We start from the raw sequence: 13,582 nt of genomic DNA, 5'->3' as shown, positions 1-13,582 counted from the left end.
AAAGTCCGGGAGCTGCCGCACGAATGCCGCTTCTCACGGACACGATTCTTCCTTCGCATTGCCCGGCTGCTCAGCCCATTTTCCCCGGATTCAGGAGGCCGAGCGGATCGTTATGCCTCTTACGTTCCTGCATGCCGGGTATTGCCCCGCGTCCACCATTGTCCAGCAGCCAGGTATGGGGATCATAAATTTCCACGCCGATGGACCGGCAGGTGTCTATGATATGATACAGCCGTTCTTCCGTGCTGTAGCGGACGACGGGCAGGCCGTTCGGCTGGAGTTTGCCCCTCGAGCGGATCCATTCAAAATGCAGCAGCATTTCGTCCCCGAACATCGATTTCAGCGTCCGGATCTGCTCCAAGTAGCAGTCCTGCTTGAAACCTGCTTGCAGGTAGGTATAAGCCGGATCACGCTTCAGCGCCCAAAGCGTCGTATGGTTCCAGGTAAAATCGGACAGACCGATCGATTTGCGGTACTTCTCGGGGTCAATGACATAGCCGATTTCCCCGCCGTAAGCTGCGGCAAGTGCCGGCAGCGCTTCGGCAGCATGCCCGGCGATTTCGGTAAAAACCACCGATTTGCCGTGTGCGATCACTTTTTCCAGTGGCTTGAAGAAGGAGGGAATCGGCCACTCCATCGGCGTGATCAGCCGTTTGGGGATGGCTGCTTCCTCCGCCAGCGCTTCCCCGAATCGGACCGCATCTTCCAGGCGATCGAAGTTCACCACCACCTGTGCCCACTCGGTCCGGGGTGCCAAAGGGATGACCAGCTCGGTGACGATGCCCGTCGTCCCGTAGTTATGAATATAGTCCTTGAGATCCTCGCCGTGGACTCGGAGAACCTGCGGCTCCTCTTCCATCGTCAGGACGGTCGCCTCCAGCACGTTGCCGTCCCACAGGTCGCCCCAGGTAATCGACCCGACGCCCCCGGAGCCGCCGCACACGAACCCACCGACCGTCGCCTTGGCGAAAGTGCTCGGATAAATCCGCAGCTCCTGCCCCTGCTCCCGGGCCGTCTTCTCCAGGACGCCGAGCTTGACGCCGCACTGTACACGGGCATAGCCGCTGCCAATCTCCAAGATTTCGTTCATGCCGCTGAGGTCCAGCACCAGGCCGCCTTCGAGCGGGATCGCCTGTCCGTAGTTCCCGGTTCCCGCTCCGCGGACAGTGACGGGAATCCGATGCCGGTAAGCAATGCGCAGCGCTTCACGGATTTCATCGACCGTAGCGGGTACGAGAACGGCATCCGCTTTTTTGTCCTTCAGTTTTCCGCTCAGCACGGGGGAATACCAATAAAAATCCTTCGACAGCTTTTCGACCGCCGTTTCGTCGGTAAGCAGCTTCAGTGCGCTGAACGCTTCAGGCATTTCAGGCTTCCATATCATTGACATGAGGAACCACCCGCTTTCTTTGGATTCACAGCTAACTCCATATAGAAGAACATTTCGTGAGGACAATTTTTCGATTTCATAAAATGGTGCTAATCCGTTCCTGAACGACCGGATTCCGCAGGGGAAGCAGGGAGCCGATCCGGCATTCGGCCGTATCCCCATCCTGGATGTCTACCGATCCCGGTGTCCCGGTCATGATGATATCGCCGGGATAAAGGGTCATCATCCGCGAGAAATACGAGAGAATCAACCATGGGGAATAGATCATGTCGGATACACAACTTCTGTACCGGACCGATCCGTTAAGCACGGTCTGTATATCCAGTGCATCCAGGTCCCCGATTTCGTCCATGCCGACCAGCTCCGGTCCGAAACTGAAGAAGGTGTCATAACTTTTCGAGCGGCCAAGAAACCGCGGGTTGCGGGCATGGATGTCCTGGGCAGTCATATCCAGCGTCGGAACGATGCCAGCAAGTACGTGCGGCGCCTCTTCGGGGCTGACGTGCTTGCAGGTCTTACCGATCACCAGACCGATCTCCGCCTCGGCGGTAATGCGTCCGGCCCCGTCCGGAAGAAGAATGGCCTCGCCCGGGCCGATCATCGTGCTTGCTGGCTTCAAGAAGCAGATAGGCTCTTGCTCCGGCGGCACCACGGCCATATCCGCGGCCTTTTTCCGGAAATTCGCGCCAACGCCCCAGACATTGACCGCACCATGATACAAGGGGCCAAGATGTGCCTGCTCCAGGGGAACGGAGGGGATGGCGGTCAGCACCTCCTGCCCTCGTTCCCGCAGCCATCCGGACAGCGCCGCCGCCTCGCCGGTCCGCAGCAGTTCCAGAACGGTCGTCGGCCAAGCCGTTCCAAGCGATTCATTGATCCCGGTTAAGGGAAATACCCGATTGCCTGCGACGATGCCCGCGCTGCCTGGCCCGCTTCCCGCCAAGGTTATGAGCCTCATCGCTCGGCTCCCGCTTCCGCCTTGGCCCGGATATCGCCGAACTCGAATTCGCTCAGTTCACGAAACACCTCCGCTAGAATGTCGGTCACCCGTTCCTGAATGATGCTGCCTTTGGCTGCCGTCGCCTGGGTCGCATCGCCGCATATGCCGCTGTCGGAAATGTCCGCCATCCGCCAGGCGAAGCGTATTTTCCCCTCAAGGGTCAAAAATTTCTGCCCGGTCATGGACGGGGTCTCCGAGACGAGCCATTGATCCTGCACCCATCCCGGTTTGATGGCCTTCACGATCGACGTTTCGTAGTCCCCGCCATGAATGCCGTATTCCAGTTCATCGGCGGGCATGAGATCCTCCGCACCTCCCAGGGAGGAAGGCGATAAATAAAAGACGAGCATATCGTGGCGAATGCGGATTTCCCGGGACACCACGTTCAGCAAGTCGGTATTGCCGCCATGCGTATTAAACAGCAGCAGCTTATGGAAACCGCTCAGCCGCAGGCTTTCGGCGATATCCATGATCACGCTCTGCAGGGTCGTTGCCGACAGCGAAATGGTTCCCGGCAGGCCGAGATGCTCATTGCTTTTGCCGTACGAAACCGGCGGCAGCAGCCACACCCGCGCATCGGGCTTCAGCTTTTCGAGCGCCAGGGTCACCGTAGCCTCCCCGATCAGCGTATCGGTCATGACCGGCAGATGCGGTCCATGCTGTTCGATCGCGCCGACCGGCAGAATGACCAGCGTGCTTTCCTTGGGAAGCTCCTTGACCTGCTTGCTGGTCAGCCTTGGCAGGAATCTCTCCTCCCAGGCTGCTCCTTCGTATCGTGTAAACATCGGCATGTTCCTTTGCTATTGGATTTGGTTGATCACTGCCGCGGCCGCGGGCTGCATCGACGCCTCGATATCCGCTGCCCATCGAAGCAGCTTCAGGTCCTGTCCTCTGCCGGCAATGAGCGACAGCCCGACCGGCAGACCTTCCGTCTTTGCCAGCGGCAGTGTAACTTGCGGCAGCCCGCCCAACCCGGCGATGCAGGACAGCTGCAGGATCCGCGTGCGCGTCATTTCAATTTCCTCACCGGGCAGTCCGATCACAGGGGCTCCGCAAGGCGCTGTCGGGATGACGAGCACACCTTCGCTTCCGAGAAGCGCCTCAAGCCGGGCAGCAATCGCTTGCTGAAGCTGGCTCGCTTCCCGGTACGCTCCCTCTGAAATCGTGGCGGTCCAGGCAAATCTTTCGGCGATGCCGGGACCGAATCGGGGATGCTGCGCCGTGATCCATGCGCCATGGGCAGACCATATTTCGTACCCCTGAATCGTGCGGAATATGCCGGCCCACGCCGCGAGTTCCCCGTCCGTCAAATGGATGGATTCGAACGCTCCAAGCGATCCGAATGATTCGAGCGCACCGCGGAGCGACTCGGCGCAGCCGGGCTCGGCAGCTGCCCACGCTTCAACCGGCAGCATCATTCGGGCGAATTCCCCGCCGTCATCAAGCGGTTCCTCGAGAAGCACGCGGCCGACCTGCAGCAAGGTGCTTGCCCGGCGTGCCATCCAGCCGACCGTGTCAAAGGCCGGAGCCAGCGGGATGACGCCGTCCATGGGGACGCCGCCGTGCGTCGGGCGAAATCCGCAAATACCGCAAAAAGAGGAAGGAATCCGCACCGAACCGGCAGTATCGGTGCCAAGGCCAAAGTCCACTTCCCCGGAGGCAACGGCGGACGCCGAGCCGCTTGAGGAACCGCCGGGAATATGTCCTGGAGCGATAGGGTTCGGCGGCGTGCCGTAATGCACATTTTCCCCGTTCAGGCTGAACATCAGCTCATCGGTGTGAGTCATCCCACGAAGCTTTGCTCCGCTGCCGAGCAGACGTTCCACGGCGACCGAATGCTTCACGGCAGGCTTGTGCGTGTTAAGCCAATCGGGATTGCCGGCAGCATTGGTGTGTCCTGCTACGGCAAAAACGTCCTTTACGGCAAAGTTGAGCCCTTGAAGGAGACCGGCTTCCGCGTGTCTCGCCTCCGTTCCCAACCGAATCCACGGCGTGCATTCTTGCTGCATACGAGTTCCTCCAATCGTTATGAGTTCGCGGGAGCGGCCGCTCCCGGGAGAGCCGCTCCGCGCAGCACCGCCAAATCCTCCTCGTCCAGGCTTGCAACCGGACCTGACTTGATCAAATCGGAAAACTTCTCGTCGGGCACCATGGTCGTAAGAACATAGAGCCTGCCCTCACCGGTATTTTTGACCTGATGGTTGTTGCCGGGCGGAACGACGAAAAACGATCCTGTGCGAATCCCGGTTTCCATATCGCCTACGATGGCAATGCCTTCTCCGGCCAGCACGTAAAAATACTCATACGCTCCGCTGTGCTCGTTCGGCGGCGTCTGTCCGCCGGCGTCGAAAATTTCCACAACGGACACGAACGGCACCTGCGCTCCGTCGCACAGCATGACAAACTTGTTGGAATCCTTGCTTGAAATTTTGCGTACCTCGCATTGCTCGAAATGCCCCAGAACCAGACCATCGATCATATCAATTCATCCCTTTCTTTTCGTGTGCAGGCCTGCAGCAGATCCTCGGAACCAGCAACAAAGCCATAGCACTGTTTGATATTGTATAAGGCAGCCTCCGTGCAGTAAGCCGGAGAACTTGTCGCGCAGCAGTCTTCCAGCAGAATGGCGTCGTATCCGAGGCAAACGGCGTCCTGAAGCGTATGCATCACGCACTGGTCAAGGTTGACGCCGGCAAACAGCAGCGTCTTCACGTCCAAATTGCGGAGAATGCTGTCCAGCGGCGTATCCCAAAAACCGCTGATACGGTATTTATCCACCCGGATATCCCCGGGCTCCGGTACCATCCGATCAATCAGCGCCGCTCCCCAGCTCCCCTGTTCCAGCACCTTCGAGCCCGTATCCGGCAGCGGGCTGCCGATCCCATGGCTGACACCGTCCGGATTATATACGTGGAGCACCGAAGGGCTTAAGTTCATCCGGTCCTCCCGATTGCCCCAGTTGACCCACAGCACCGGAACCCCCTGTTCGCGAAGGACCGGAAGCAGCCTCTGAAGCGGCTTGGCGGGAGCCAACAGCGGGGCGGTATTGACTCCGATAGAGTCCAACCACCCGCCCGGGCTGCAAAAATCGTTCTGCATATCAATGATGATGACGGCAGTTTTGGCGAGATCCAGCGTGATCCGCTGCGGCAGCGCCGGCAGGGTCACGGTGACGAGCGGTTTGGGATCGCTCCTGGACAAATCGGCCAGCTCCTCCGACACGTTCCAGTAATTTTTCGAATTCCCCAATTTGTGCATGGGAACTCCCCTCCTTTGTTGCAAACTTGCCGCTCGGCTTGGCGGATGCAGTTAGCCGGCGATGGCCGAGTCATGCCAGGAACGCAGAAGCCGGTTCGACAGGGCATTGATCAGCAGGAAAAAGACGATGCCGACCACGGCGGCCGACAAGCCGCAGGCGAACAAATACGCCGTCTGCATCCGGGTCGCCGCGACCGTAATCGCGTAACCGAGCCCGCCGTTCAGCCCGCCGATGCCAGCGATATACTCGCCGACGATGGCCCCGACGACCGACAGGGAGCAGGAGATTTTGAAGCCGGCCAAAATGTAGGGCAGCGCTGCCGGGAGTCTGAGCCTCCAGATCGTCTGCATCTTCGTGGCGTTGTACAGATAGAACAGATTCTTCATGTTCTGCTCGGTCGAGTCTAGCCCGATCAGCGTATTGGACAAAATCGGAAAGAAACTGATCAGAAAGGCGATAATAACGATGGCGTTCATACCGGCCCCAAACCAGATGACGATGATGGGCGCAATCGCCACGATCGGGATCGTCTGCAAAATGATCGCGTAAGGGTACACGCTCCGTTCGACCGTTTTGGACAGCGCAAGCAAAATGGCAACAGCCACGCCGAGAATGGCGCTAAGGGCAAATCCCAAGACCGCCTCCATGATGGTCGTGCTCACCGACACCACCAGATTGTGACCGTTCTCCGACACCGCTTGAACGATATCGGACGGCTTGGGCAGCAAATACTCTGCGGTGCCGGTCAGCCGCAGCACCATTTCCCATACAAAGACGACGAAGACGAATACGCTAAGCGGCGGTACGACCCGAGACACAATTTCCCCCCAGACGTGGCTGCCGCTGCCGACACTCCTTCTGACCATAGGCGCGGCCGGCGAAGCCTGTTTCGCCGCATCGGTAACCGCGCTCACTGCTGCTTTTTCCATGACCTCAACGACTCCTTTCGTAAGTGGCATGTTTCCATACACTTCTAAATTTCCTATTATCCAGGAAAGCAAGCACCGGCTTCTGCGAGCCTCAGTGATTCAGCACTTCGGTTATGCTGCGCACATACTTGCCGAACTCGGACGTGGTCCGGAATTCATCCGTACGCGGATACGGCGCCTCAATCGGCACGATATCGGAAATCTTCCCCGGCCGCGGCGTCATGACGACAACCCGGGTTGATAGAAACACCGCTTCGAACACGTTATGGGTAATGAAAAGCACGGTCATCTTCTGATCCTGGCGCCAAATGCCCAGCAGTTCATCCTGCAGAGTCTGGCGGGTGATTTCGTCCAGCGCGCCGAACGGTTCGTCCATCAGCAGCAGCTTCGGCCGGGCTATGAGCGCACGGGCGATCGACGCCCGCATCTTCATGCCTCCCGAGAGCTGTCTCGGCAGTACTTTCCGGTAATCCTTGAGCCCAACCAACTCCAGCACGCGTTCGCCTTCTTCGTTGCGAGCCTTTTTCGGAACGCCGCGGAGGGTAAGCGGCATCGTCACGTTGTCCAGAAGCTTTGCCCAAGGCAGCAAGGTGTGCTCCTGGAATACAAAAGCGATTTCGTTCTGCTTCCGCGCTTCGCGGGGCGTCGTACCGAGGACCGATAGCTGGCCGGTCGACGGCTCGGTCAAGCCGGCTATCATGTTAAACATGGTCGATTTTCCGCATCCCGACGGTCCGACAAAACAGAGGAATTCACCCTCCCCCGCTCGCAGATTAACCTGCTGAACGGCAACCGTTCCATTCGGGTATACCTTGCCGATCTGGTCCATGCCGACCAAAAGCTCGGGAGCGCCGGGACTTCCGGGCGGCTGCGGATTTGCTGCGGTTTGCTGTGCTGTATACATTTCCAGCCCTCCTCCAATCCTTTATGTAATAATAAATAACATCTACGCCTATGCTGCTCAATGAATATCCGTTGTTTTTGTGGTTAATTACAATAAAACGTATTTCTTTTGGGTTCATTTACGAAAAGGATGATCATTAATGTCATGTTATCTAACACAAAAAAAGCCCGGAATTCATCCGGACTTTCATGCAATACCTCGGCGATCGATGCCACCCTCTGCCGTTACCGGTTATTTCAAAAAACTTTGGGCCTTCAGGGCCTCCGCGCACAGCGCCACGCGCCGTCCGAGCCGGCCGGCCATTACCAGTTCGCGTTCATCCGGCTTGAGGCTGCTGTCAGGACCCGCCAATGTGGAAGCTCCATAAGGAGAGCAGCCGATCGGATCGGCGGTCAAGTATTCCGGATTTTCGGAATAGGGCAGCCCGACCATGATCATGCCAAAATGAAACAGCGGCACCATCGACGTCAGCACATTCGCTTCGTGCCCGGTATGGATCGATCCGGTGCTCGTCAGCAGACCCGCCGGTTTGCCTTCCAGGCTCCCGTCGGCGCACAGGTCCCCGGCAAATTCCAGAAACAGTTTGACCTGCGCGGGCATAGAGCCGTAATACGTCGGAAATCCCCAGACGATGCCGTCCGCCCATCTTAAATCTTCGTTCGTGGCCACCGGTATGTCCTGCTGCCGGCGCATTGTTTCTTCGTATTTGGCGAAGCGGTCAACCGTCTTAAAACGGGTCTTCAGCTGCGAAGTTTCGCCTGGCTCCCCGTTGCAGTGCTTATCCTGATAAGGGGTCCGGTTACGCTCTGATTCCAGCTCTGGAATGCGGCAGATGCGGACATCGGCTCCCGCCCTGCGCGCACCATCAGCGGCCGCCCGCGCCATGTCCAAGACATGGCCGTATGCGCTGTAATAAAGCACCAATGTGCGGCTCATCCTCATACCTCCTCATTGCATGGTGGATACGGTGCATGCCTTCAAACGGAGAATCATAGCGTGAGCGCACGTTTCTGGACAAAGTCGACTCGTTCGCACGAGTCTTCCCAATAGCCCTGTAACAATGCGGAGCTCCATTTCTCCTTCGCCGGGGCTGCTTTCAGACAGGTGCCGCCGCGCCATACCCAGCGGCGTTCCGGCAGCATGGTCAGCAGTTCCTCCGGCGTCCTGGCGTCAAGCGCCACAAAATGGGCCGGGTTCCCCGGCAGGATGCCGTAACCGTCTGCGCCCGTTACACTGGCCGGGTACTCGGTGATCATCCGCAGCACTTCGCGCATCTCGGCAGGACTGCCCATATGAGCGGCATAGGCAGTAACCAGGCCGATCAGCAGCAGGTCCCCCCTTCCGAACGGATGAAACGGGTCATGCATATTGTCTGAAGCCGCCGCCAGCGGAATGCCGGCCGCCAGCAGCTCCTTGACTCGGGTGACCCCCCTGCGCACCGGGAAGGCGTCATGCCGGCCCTGCAGGTACAGATTCGCGCCGGGAAGAGTAACGGCGCCCATGCCTGCCTCGGCCATAAGTCCAATGATCATGGCGGCATCCTCGTCCTTCATGGCGGCTAAGGAGCATAAGTGCCCTGCCGTGACCTTTCCCCTCCAGCCGTATTCCATCGCGCGTCGGGCGATATGGATTGCCGTCCGCTGGTTCGGATCGTCGCTCTCGTCCGTATGCAGATCAACCGGGCAGCCCAGCTTATCGGCCAAGGCGAACAGCCTGTCGATGTCGGGTTCCGGGTTGGGGGAAAGATGAGGGGCACCGCCCAATCCCGTCACGCCCATCGCAACCGATTCCTCGGCCGTATCCAGCGCCGCTTCACTGAGCTCAAAATAAGGGAGCAGCGGGAACAGCTGCAGCTCTGCATACGGCTTCAGCTCCTCTTTGACTTCAAGCGCAGCTTCGATGGTGCGCATCGCGACGTCTTTTCCATGCTTGACGTGAAAATCAAGATGGCTGCGCAGCACCACCGTTCCGTAAGAAATGGACTGCAGCGCCGAGCGCATGATGCGTGCTTTGATCTCCTCCTTGGAAAACCTCGGGGCGGCTGCGGCGTAATTGACGACCGCTTCGCCAAGCGTGCCGGAGACATTCCCGACCTGCGGGAGCGAAAAAGCTTTATCCAGATGCATATGGGCATCCGCGAAACCCGGCAGAACGATTTTTCCCTTTGCGTCGAGCAGCAGCCGCGCATCCGCAGAGGATCCGTCCCATTTGTCCAGGCACACCGCTTCAGGAGCCTCCACTTCACCGGTTTGGGCCGTCACTGACGTCCACTTTCCGCCGCCGATGGCCAGTGTGTACAGCGTCTCCTCCGATTGCAGCGGCAGGGAGGCGTTGAAGATCACCACTTCTTGTTCCATATCAATCCCACTCCTTTTATCCGTCGGTATTTATGTTTTCTACTTCTGCACACTCGTGCGCCAGGCTCTGAGGACATAAAGGACGTATTCGATCGACCCGGCTGGGCAATAAGCGTTTGAATTCAGGCTCCCGCTCCGCTGTCACGCAATGGTTCATTTCATAATCCGCTTTATTCCGAGGTGTCACCAAGAATCGGCAGCTGAAGCCACGAGGCGTCTCCACTGGCATCCACCGCCACTGTGGCAATCTGCAGCGCATCCGGCCCTTGGCGTGCGGCTTCCTGCAGCGGAATGCCGTTGGGGTGGCGAAGCAGCAGCGGGTATGCGCTGCCGCTCAGCTCCAGCCGGAGCATCGAACCGACCGGGAGCTCGGCGGCCAGCTGCCGCATCCGGATCGTCGCCGTCTCCCAACCGCTGATGCCGCCGGATGCGCCGATCTCCGTGCGCCCCACGGACAGAAACCTCGCTTCGCCCGCTGGTGTGACCTGCGTGAGGACGGCCGTAAGGTCGGTAGGACCGTCCATCACCTGGCAGGAGACGGTTACCTCCGGTGCGCCGAGGATCCGCAGCGGCGCGCCGACAGGCTCCCCGGTATACACCAGGATTTCGAAGCGGTCCTGCTGGGCGCTCCGGTCCTGCGGCAGCACCGAGCGAAGCGGCATCGGCAGGCGCGCGTCGTAGACGAACACGTCCGCCGCCCGGCCGGGCTCCGCGCCTGCGACCGCAGCGAGCCGACCGCCGCCGGAAGCCCCGTTCGCAGGCAGCTGCGTTCCGGTTAAATACCACCGGCTGTCGCCCTCCGCTCCGGCCGGATACGCTTCGGCTTCGACCCAAACGCCGCTGCCGGCTTCATAATAACGGACCGGCTTCCGCTCCTTCAGGGCTGATCCGCCTTCGCCCTTCAGCCAATAGTCGAACCAGGCCAGCTGTTCCAGGTGGATATTGCCGTCCGCCTTCGGTCCGTAGTCCGTTCCGCCTGCTTTACGGCCCCACGGAATATGCGTCCATGGCCCGACCACCAAACGGTGGAAGCAGTCCGGCCTGCTCTCCTGTGCTTGCAGTGCATTGTAAGACTGAAGCGTACCTTCCAGCAGAAAATCGTACCAGCCCGCGATATGCAGCGCCGGAACCGGCTGTTCCTTGAAGGCGTCCAGCCAGTTCAGCCGGGACCAATACTCATCATAAGCGGGATGGTCCAACCAATCGAAATAAGCGGGGAGGTACGCTTCGAGCAGCGGGTGCCCCTGCGCCAATGGCAGTTGGGCCAGCACACCGGAAGGATCGCTCATCACGCGCGAACACGCCACTTCGGCTTCCGTGTCGCCCTTCCTTCTCGCCGTATCCCTGGCCAGCTGATAGGCCCAGGGCAGGCAGCTCTGCAGATCGAAGCTGCCGAATGTGTACATCCAGCCGTGGTACAGGTCGGCCGCAGTCATCGCAGGCGCGATGGCAGCCAAATGCGGCGGATGCTGCGAAGCGGCAGCCCACTGCGTCGCTCCCTGGTAGGAAAAGCCGTACATGCCGACCTTTCCGCTGGCCCCTTCCAACCCGGCGGCCCATTCGACCGTATCATAGCCGTCTTCGGCTTCGCTCACGAATGGCGTGAACTCTCCCTCCGAATCCCCGCGCCCCCGTACGTCCTGAATAACGACGATATACCCTCGCGCAGCATACCAAACGGGATGGGCGTATGTAACCGTTGAGGCGATTTTCCGGCCGTACGGCTGCCGCATCAGCAGTACCGGGTATGTTCCTTCCTCCGCCGGACGGTAAACGTCGGCATACAGCGTGATGCCGTCCCGCATGACGCAGGCTGCTTTCCTCTCCACTTTCACATGTCCGAATTCCACGGCTGTCCCCCCAGTGCGATCCTGTTTTTCGTTAGATGTTACATTTTATAACAGACAATACAGGAGTCTACAACGGTTCAGAAGGCATCTTTGTGACGAAGCACAATAAATAGGCCGATGTTTGGACATCGGCCACAAGGAACCCGTTAATTTATGTCATATTTCATAACTTCTTTATGAGATGGAGAACTACCAGCCGATCGCCGCTCCGTCGGAGCGGGGGTCCGAGCCGCCGATCCGAAAACCGTGAGCATCCAGAAGGATCGCCTGCGCATGCCCGGTTAAGGCATCCCAGTCGCCGATCTTTCGAACCTCATGCCCCATGGCGGCCAGCCCGCCGAGCACCTGCTCCCCCACCCTGGCTTCCATCTTCAGTTCCGTGGAGGCTTCGCCCCATGTCCTTCCCCACACCCAGCGAGGTTCGTTAATCGCTTCCTGAGGGTCCATTCGGTAATCGACGATCCGGGTCAGAAGCGCCGTCTGCGTCTGCGGCTGTCCTTCTCCTCCCATCGAGCCGTAGAGCAAATAAGGCTTCTGGTCCTTGAGCGCAAGGGCAGGCATCAGGGTATGAAAAGTCCGTTTCCGCGGTTCAAGCCGGTTGGCGGAAGACTCGTCCAGGGAGAAAAACGAGCCGCGGTTCTGCAGCAGAATGCCCGTTTCCCCAGCCGTCACGCCCGATCCAAATTCAAAGTACAGACTTTGGATAAAAGAAACGGCATTGCCGTCCCCGTCCACTACAGCGGCATACGCCGTATCGCTGCCGAGCGGTTCGGCGGTGAGCGGAGCGGCCGAATCGCGGCTTATGCGTCCCGCCAATTCCATGCAGTAGCCCTTATCCAGAAAGCGATCCACCGGAATATTTCGGAAATCCGGATCGGTGAGCTCGAGGTTGCGGTCGCGGAAAGCCAGCTTCACCGCCTCGACCAGTACGTGGTAAAATGCTACCGAACCGTGCGGAATACTGTTAAAATCAAAATGTTCGAGCATTTGCGCGATCACGATGCCCGTAAACCCTTGCGAATTCGGAGGAAGCTGATACAGCTCAAGATCGCGATAGGAACCGGTGAGCGGTGTAACCCAATTGCCCTCATGATCGGCGAAATCGTCCGCCAGCAGCAGCCCGCCGGACTTCCGGATGTATGACGTGATATCCCGGGCTAATCCGCCCCGGTAAAATTCGTCCCGGCCATTCGACGCGATCCGGCGCAAACTTTGGGCCAAGCCGCTTTGGATCCAGCGGGTGCCTGCCGGCGGGACACCACCGCCTCGCAAATACGCTGCAGTCGAATAGGGATTCGCTGCCAGCAGTCCGGCGCACAGCTTCGTATTGGCGTACTGGCTGCGGGATACCGGATAGCCCGCTCCGGCGTAGGTCATTGCCGGCTCAAGGACGTCCCCAAGCGGCAGGGTACCATACTCCCGCAGAATGGCGCTCCAGCTGTCCACCATGCCTGGAACGGTCAGTACGCTGCGGATCCCCCGCGTCGGGATGGCCTGCTCGCCGGCGTATGCCTCCGGCGATGCCTTGTACCCCGAACGACCGCTTCCGTTGTAACCCCGGACTGCACCCTCTCCGGGACTGTACAACAGCCAGAAAGAGTCGCCGCCCAGCCCGGTCATATGCGGATACACGACCGCCAGGGTACTGCTGACGGCAACAGCAGCGTCGAAGGCATTCCCGCCCTTTTCCAGTATTCGGGCACCCGCGGCCGATGCCAGTGCATGGGGGCTGACCACCATCGTTTTCGTGCCGATTGAAGCCTGCCTCATCACTCATCCCTCCTGCATCCTTAAATTGTTAACTAAATTAACATGCAGCAGGATTTTTTGGCAATAACTACTTTTCATCCTGAGGGAAAACCGTTATAGTGTAAATTTAAATAACATCAATGC

The 13,582-nt window shown here is 59.0% G+C and carries 12 protein-coding genes; all 12 read right to left on the bottom strand.

Annotation, left to right across the window (positions count from 1 at the left end):
* Positions 1 to 70: 70 nt before the first annotated feature.
* Complete coding sequence (locus IAE55_RS28250) at positions 71 to 1,390, bottom strand: FAD-binding oxidoreductase (protein ID WP_200634484.1); 1,320 nt, start codon at positions 1,388 to 1,390, stop codon at positions 71 to 73.
* Between the two features lie 76 nt (positions 1,391 to 1,466).
* Positions 1,467 to 2,348: a fumarylacetoacetate hydrolase family protein gene (locus IAE55_RS28245; protein ID WP_145158897.1), complete on the bottom strand. Its 882-nt coding sequence runs from the start codon at positions 2,346 to 2,348 to the stop codon at positions 1,467 to 1,469.
* A complete protein-coding gene (locus tag IAE55_RS28240) occupies positions 2,345 to 3,175 on the bottom strand; it encodes a creatininase family protein (protein ID WP_200634483.1) in 831 nt (276 codons plus the stop codon). Before IAE55_RS28240 ends, IAE55_RS28245 begins: the two co-directional genes overlap by 4 nt.
* Positions 3,176 to 3,190: 15 nt before the next feature.
* Complete coding sequence (locus IAE55_RS28235; RefSeq protein ID WP_200634482.1) at positions 3,191 to 4,399, bottom strand: amidase; 1,209 nt, start codon at positions 4,397 to 4,399, stop codon at positions 3,191 to 3,193.
* 17 nt (positions 4,400 to 4,416) lie between these two features.
* Positions 4,417 to 4,869: a cupin domain-containing protein gene (locus IAE55_RS28230; protein ID WP_234489932.1), complete on the bottom strand. Its 453-nt coding sequence runs from the start codon at positions 4,867 to 4,869 to the stop codon at positions 4,417 to 4,419.
* Complete coding sequence (locus tag IAE55_RS28225) at positions 4,866 to 5,648, bottom strand: cysteine hydrolase family protein (protein WP_200634481.1); 783 nt, start codon at positions 5,646 to 5,648, stop codon at positions 4,866 to 4,868. Before IAE55_RS28225 ends, IAE55_RS28230 begins: the two co-directional genes overlap by 4 nt.
* 51 nt (positions 5,649 to 5,699) lie before the next feature.
* Entirely contained in the window at positions 5,700 to 6,578 is an 879-nt protein-coding gene (locus IAE55_RS28220) for an ABC transporter permease (protein WP_200634480.1), read from the bottom strand.
* 91 nt (positions 6,579 to 6,669) lie between these two features.
* Positions 6,670 to 7,482, bottom strand: coding sequence for an ABC transporter ATP-binding protein (locus IAE55_RS28215; protein WP_145158886.1), 813 nt, complete (start codon positions 7,480 to 7,482; stop codon positions 6,670 to 6,672).
* Between the two features lie 231 nt (positions 7,483 to 7,713).
* Positions 7,714 to 8,418 carry an NAD(P)H-dependent oxidoreductase gene (locus tag IAE55_RS28210; RefSeq protein WP_200634479.1) on the bottom strand — a complete coding sequence of 235 codons (705 nt, stop codon included), beginning with the start codon at positions 8,416 to 8,418 and terminating at the stop codon, positions 7,714 to 7,716.
* A gap of 53 nt (positions 8,419 to 8,471) precedes the next feature.
* Complete coding sequence (locus IAE55_RS28205) at positions 8,472 to 9,839, bottom strand: amidohydrolase family protein (RefSeq protein ID WP_200634478.1); 1,368 nt, start codon at positions 9,837 to 9,839, stop codon at positions 8,472 to 8,474.
* A gap of 170 nt (positions 9,840 to 10,009) precedes the next feature.
* A complete protein-coding gene (locus IAE55_RS28200; protein ID WP_200634477.1) occupies positions 10,010 to 11,689 on the bottom strand; it encodes a CocE/NonD family hydrolase in 1,680 nt (559 codons plus the stop codon).
* A gap of 189 nt (positions 11,690 to 11,878) precedes the next feature.
* Positions 11,879 to 13,459 carry a gamma-glutamyltransferase gene (gene ggt, locus IAE55_RS28195; RefSeq protein WP_200634476.1) on the bottom strand — a complete coding sequence of 527 codons (1,581 nt, stop codon included), beginning with the start codon at positions 13,457 to 13,459 and terminating at the stop codon, positions 11,879 to 11,881.
* Positions 13,460 to 13,582: the final 123 nt, after the last annotated feature.

The organism is Paenibacillus sp. S28 (genome assembly GCF_016624415.1).
Classification (GTDB): Bacteria; Bacillota; Bacilli; order Paenibacillales; family Paenibacillaceae; genus Paenibacillus_AQ; species Paenibacillus_AQ favisporus.
Note: the sequence above shows the minus strand (reverse complement) of the source record. Positions and strands in the feature narration are given on the sequence as shown.

Bases quoted from the DNA above. Each gene is read 5' to 3' on its own strand.
- IAE55_RS28250 (WP_200634484.1), bottom strand. From the start codon at position 1,390: ATGTCAATGATATGGAAGCCTGAAATGCCTGAAGCGTTCAGCGCACTG.
- IAE55_RS28245 (WP_145158897.1), bottom strand. From the start codon at position 2,348: ATGAGGCTCATAACCTTGGCGGGAAGCGGGCCAGGCAGCGCGGGCATC.
- IAE55_RS28240 (WP_200634483.1), bottom strand. From the start codon at position 3,175: ATGTTTACACGATACGAAGGAGCAGCCTGGGAGGAGAGATTCCTGCCA.
- IAE55_RS28235 (WP_200634482.1), bottom strand. From the start codon at position 4,399: ATGCAGCAAGAATGCACGCCGTGGATTCGGTTGGGAACGGAGGCGAGA.
- IAE55_RS28230 (WP_234489932.1), bottom strand. From the start codon at position 4,869: ATGATCGATGGTCTGGTTCTGGGGCATTTCGAGCAATGCGAGGTACGC.
- IAE55_RS28225 (WP_200634481.1), bottom strand. From the start codon at position 5,648: ATGCACAAATTGGGGAATTCGAAAAATTACTGGAACGTGTCGGAGGAG.
- IAE55_RS28220 (WP_200634480.1), bottom strand. From the start codon at position 6,578: ATGGAAAAAGCAGCAGTGAGCGCGGTTACCGATGCGGCGAAACAGGCT.
- IAE55_RS28215 (WP_145158886.1), bottom strand. From the start codon at position 7,482: ATGTATACAGCACAGCAAACCGCAGCAAATCCGCAGCCGCCCGGAAGT.
- IAE55_RS28210 (WP_200634479.1), bottom strand. From the start codon at position 8,418: ATGAGCCGCACATTGGTGCTTTATTACAGCGCATACGGCCATGTCTTG.
- IAE55_RS28205 (WP_200634478.1), bottom strand. From the start codon at position 9,839: ATGGAACAAGAAGTGGTGATCTTCAACGCCTCCCTGCCGCTGCAATCG.
- ggt (WP_200634476.1), bottom strand. From the start codon at position 13,459: ATGAGGCAGGCTTCAATCGGCACGAAAACGATGGTGGTCAGCCCCCAT.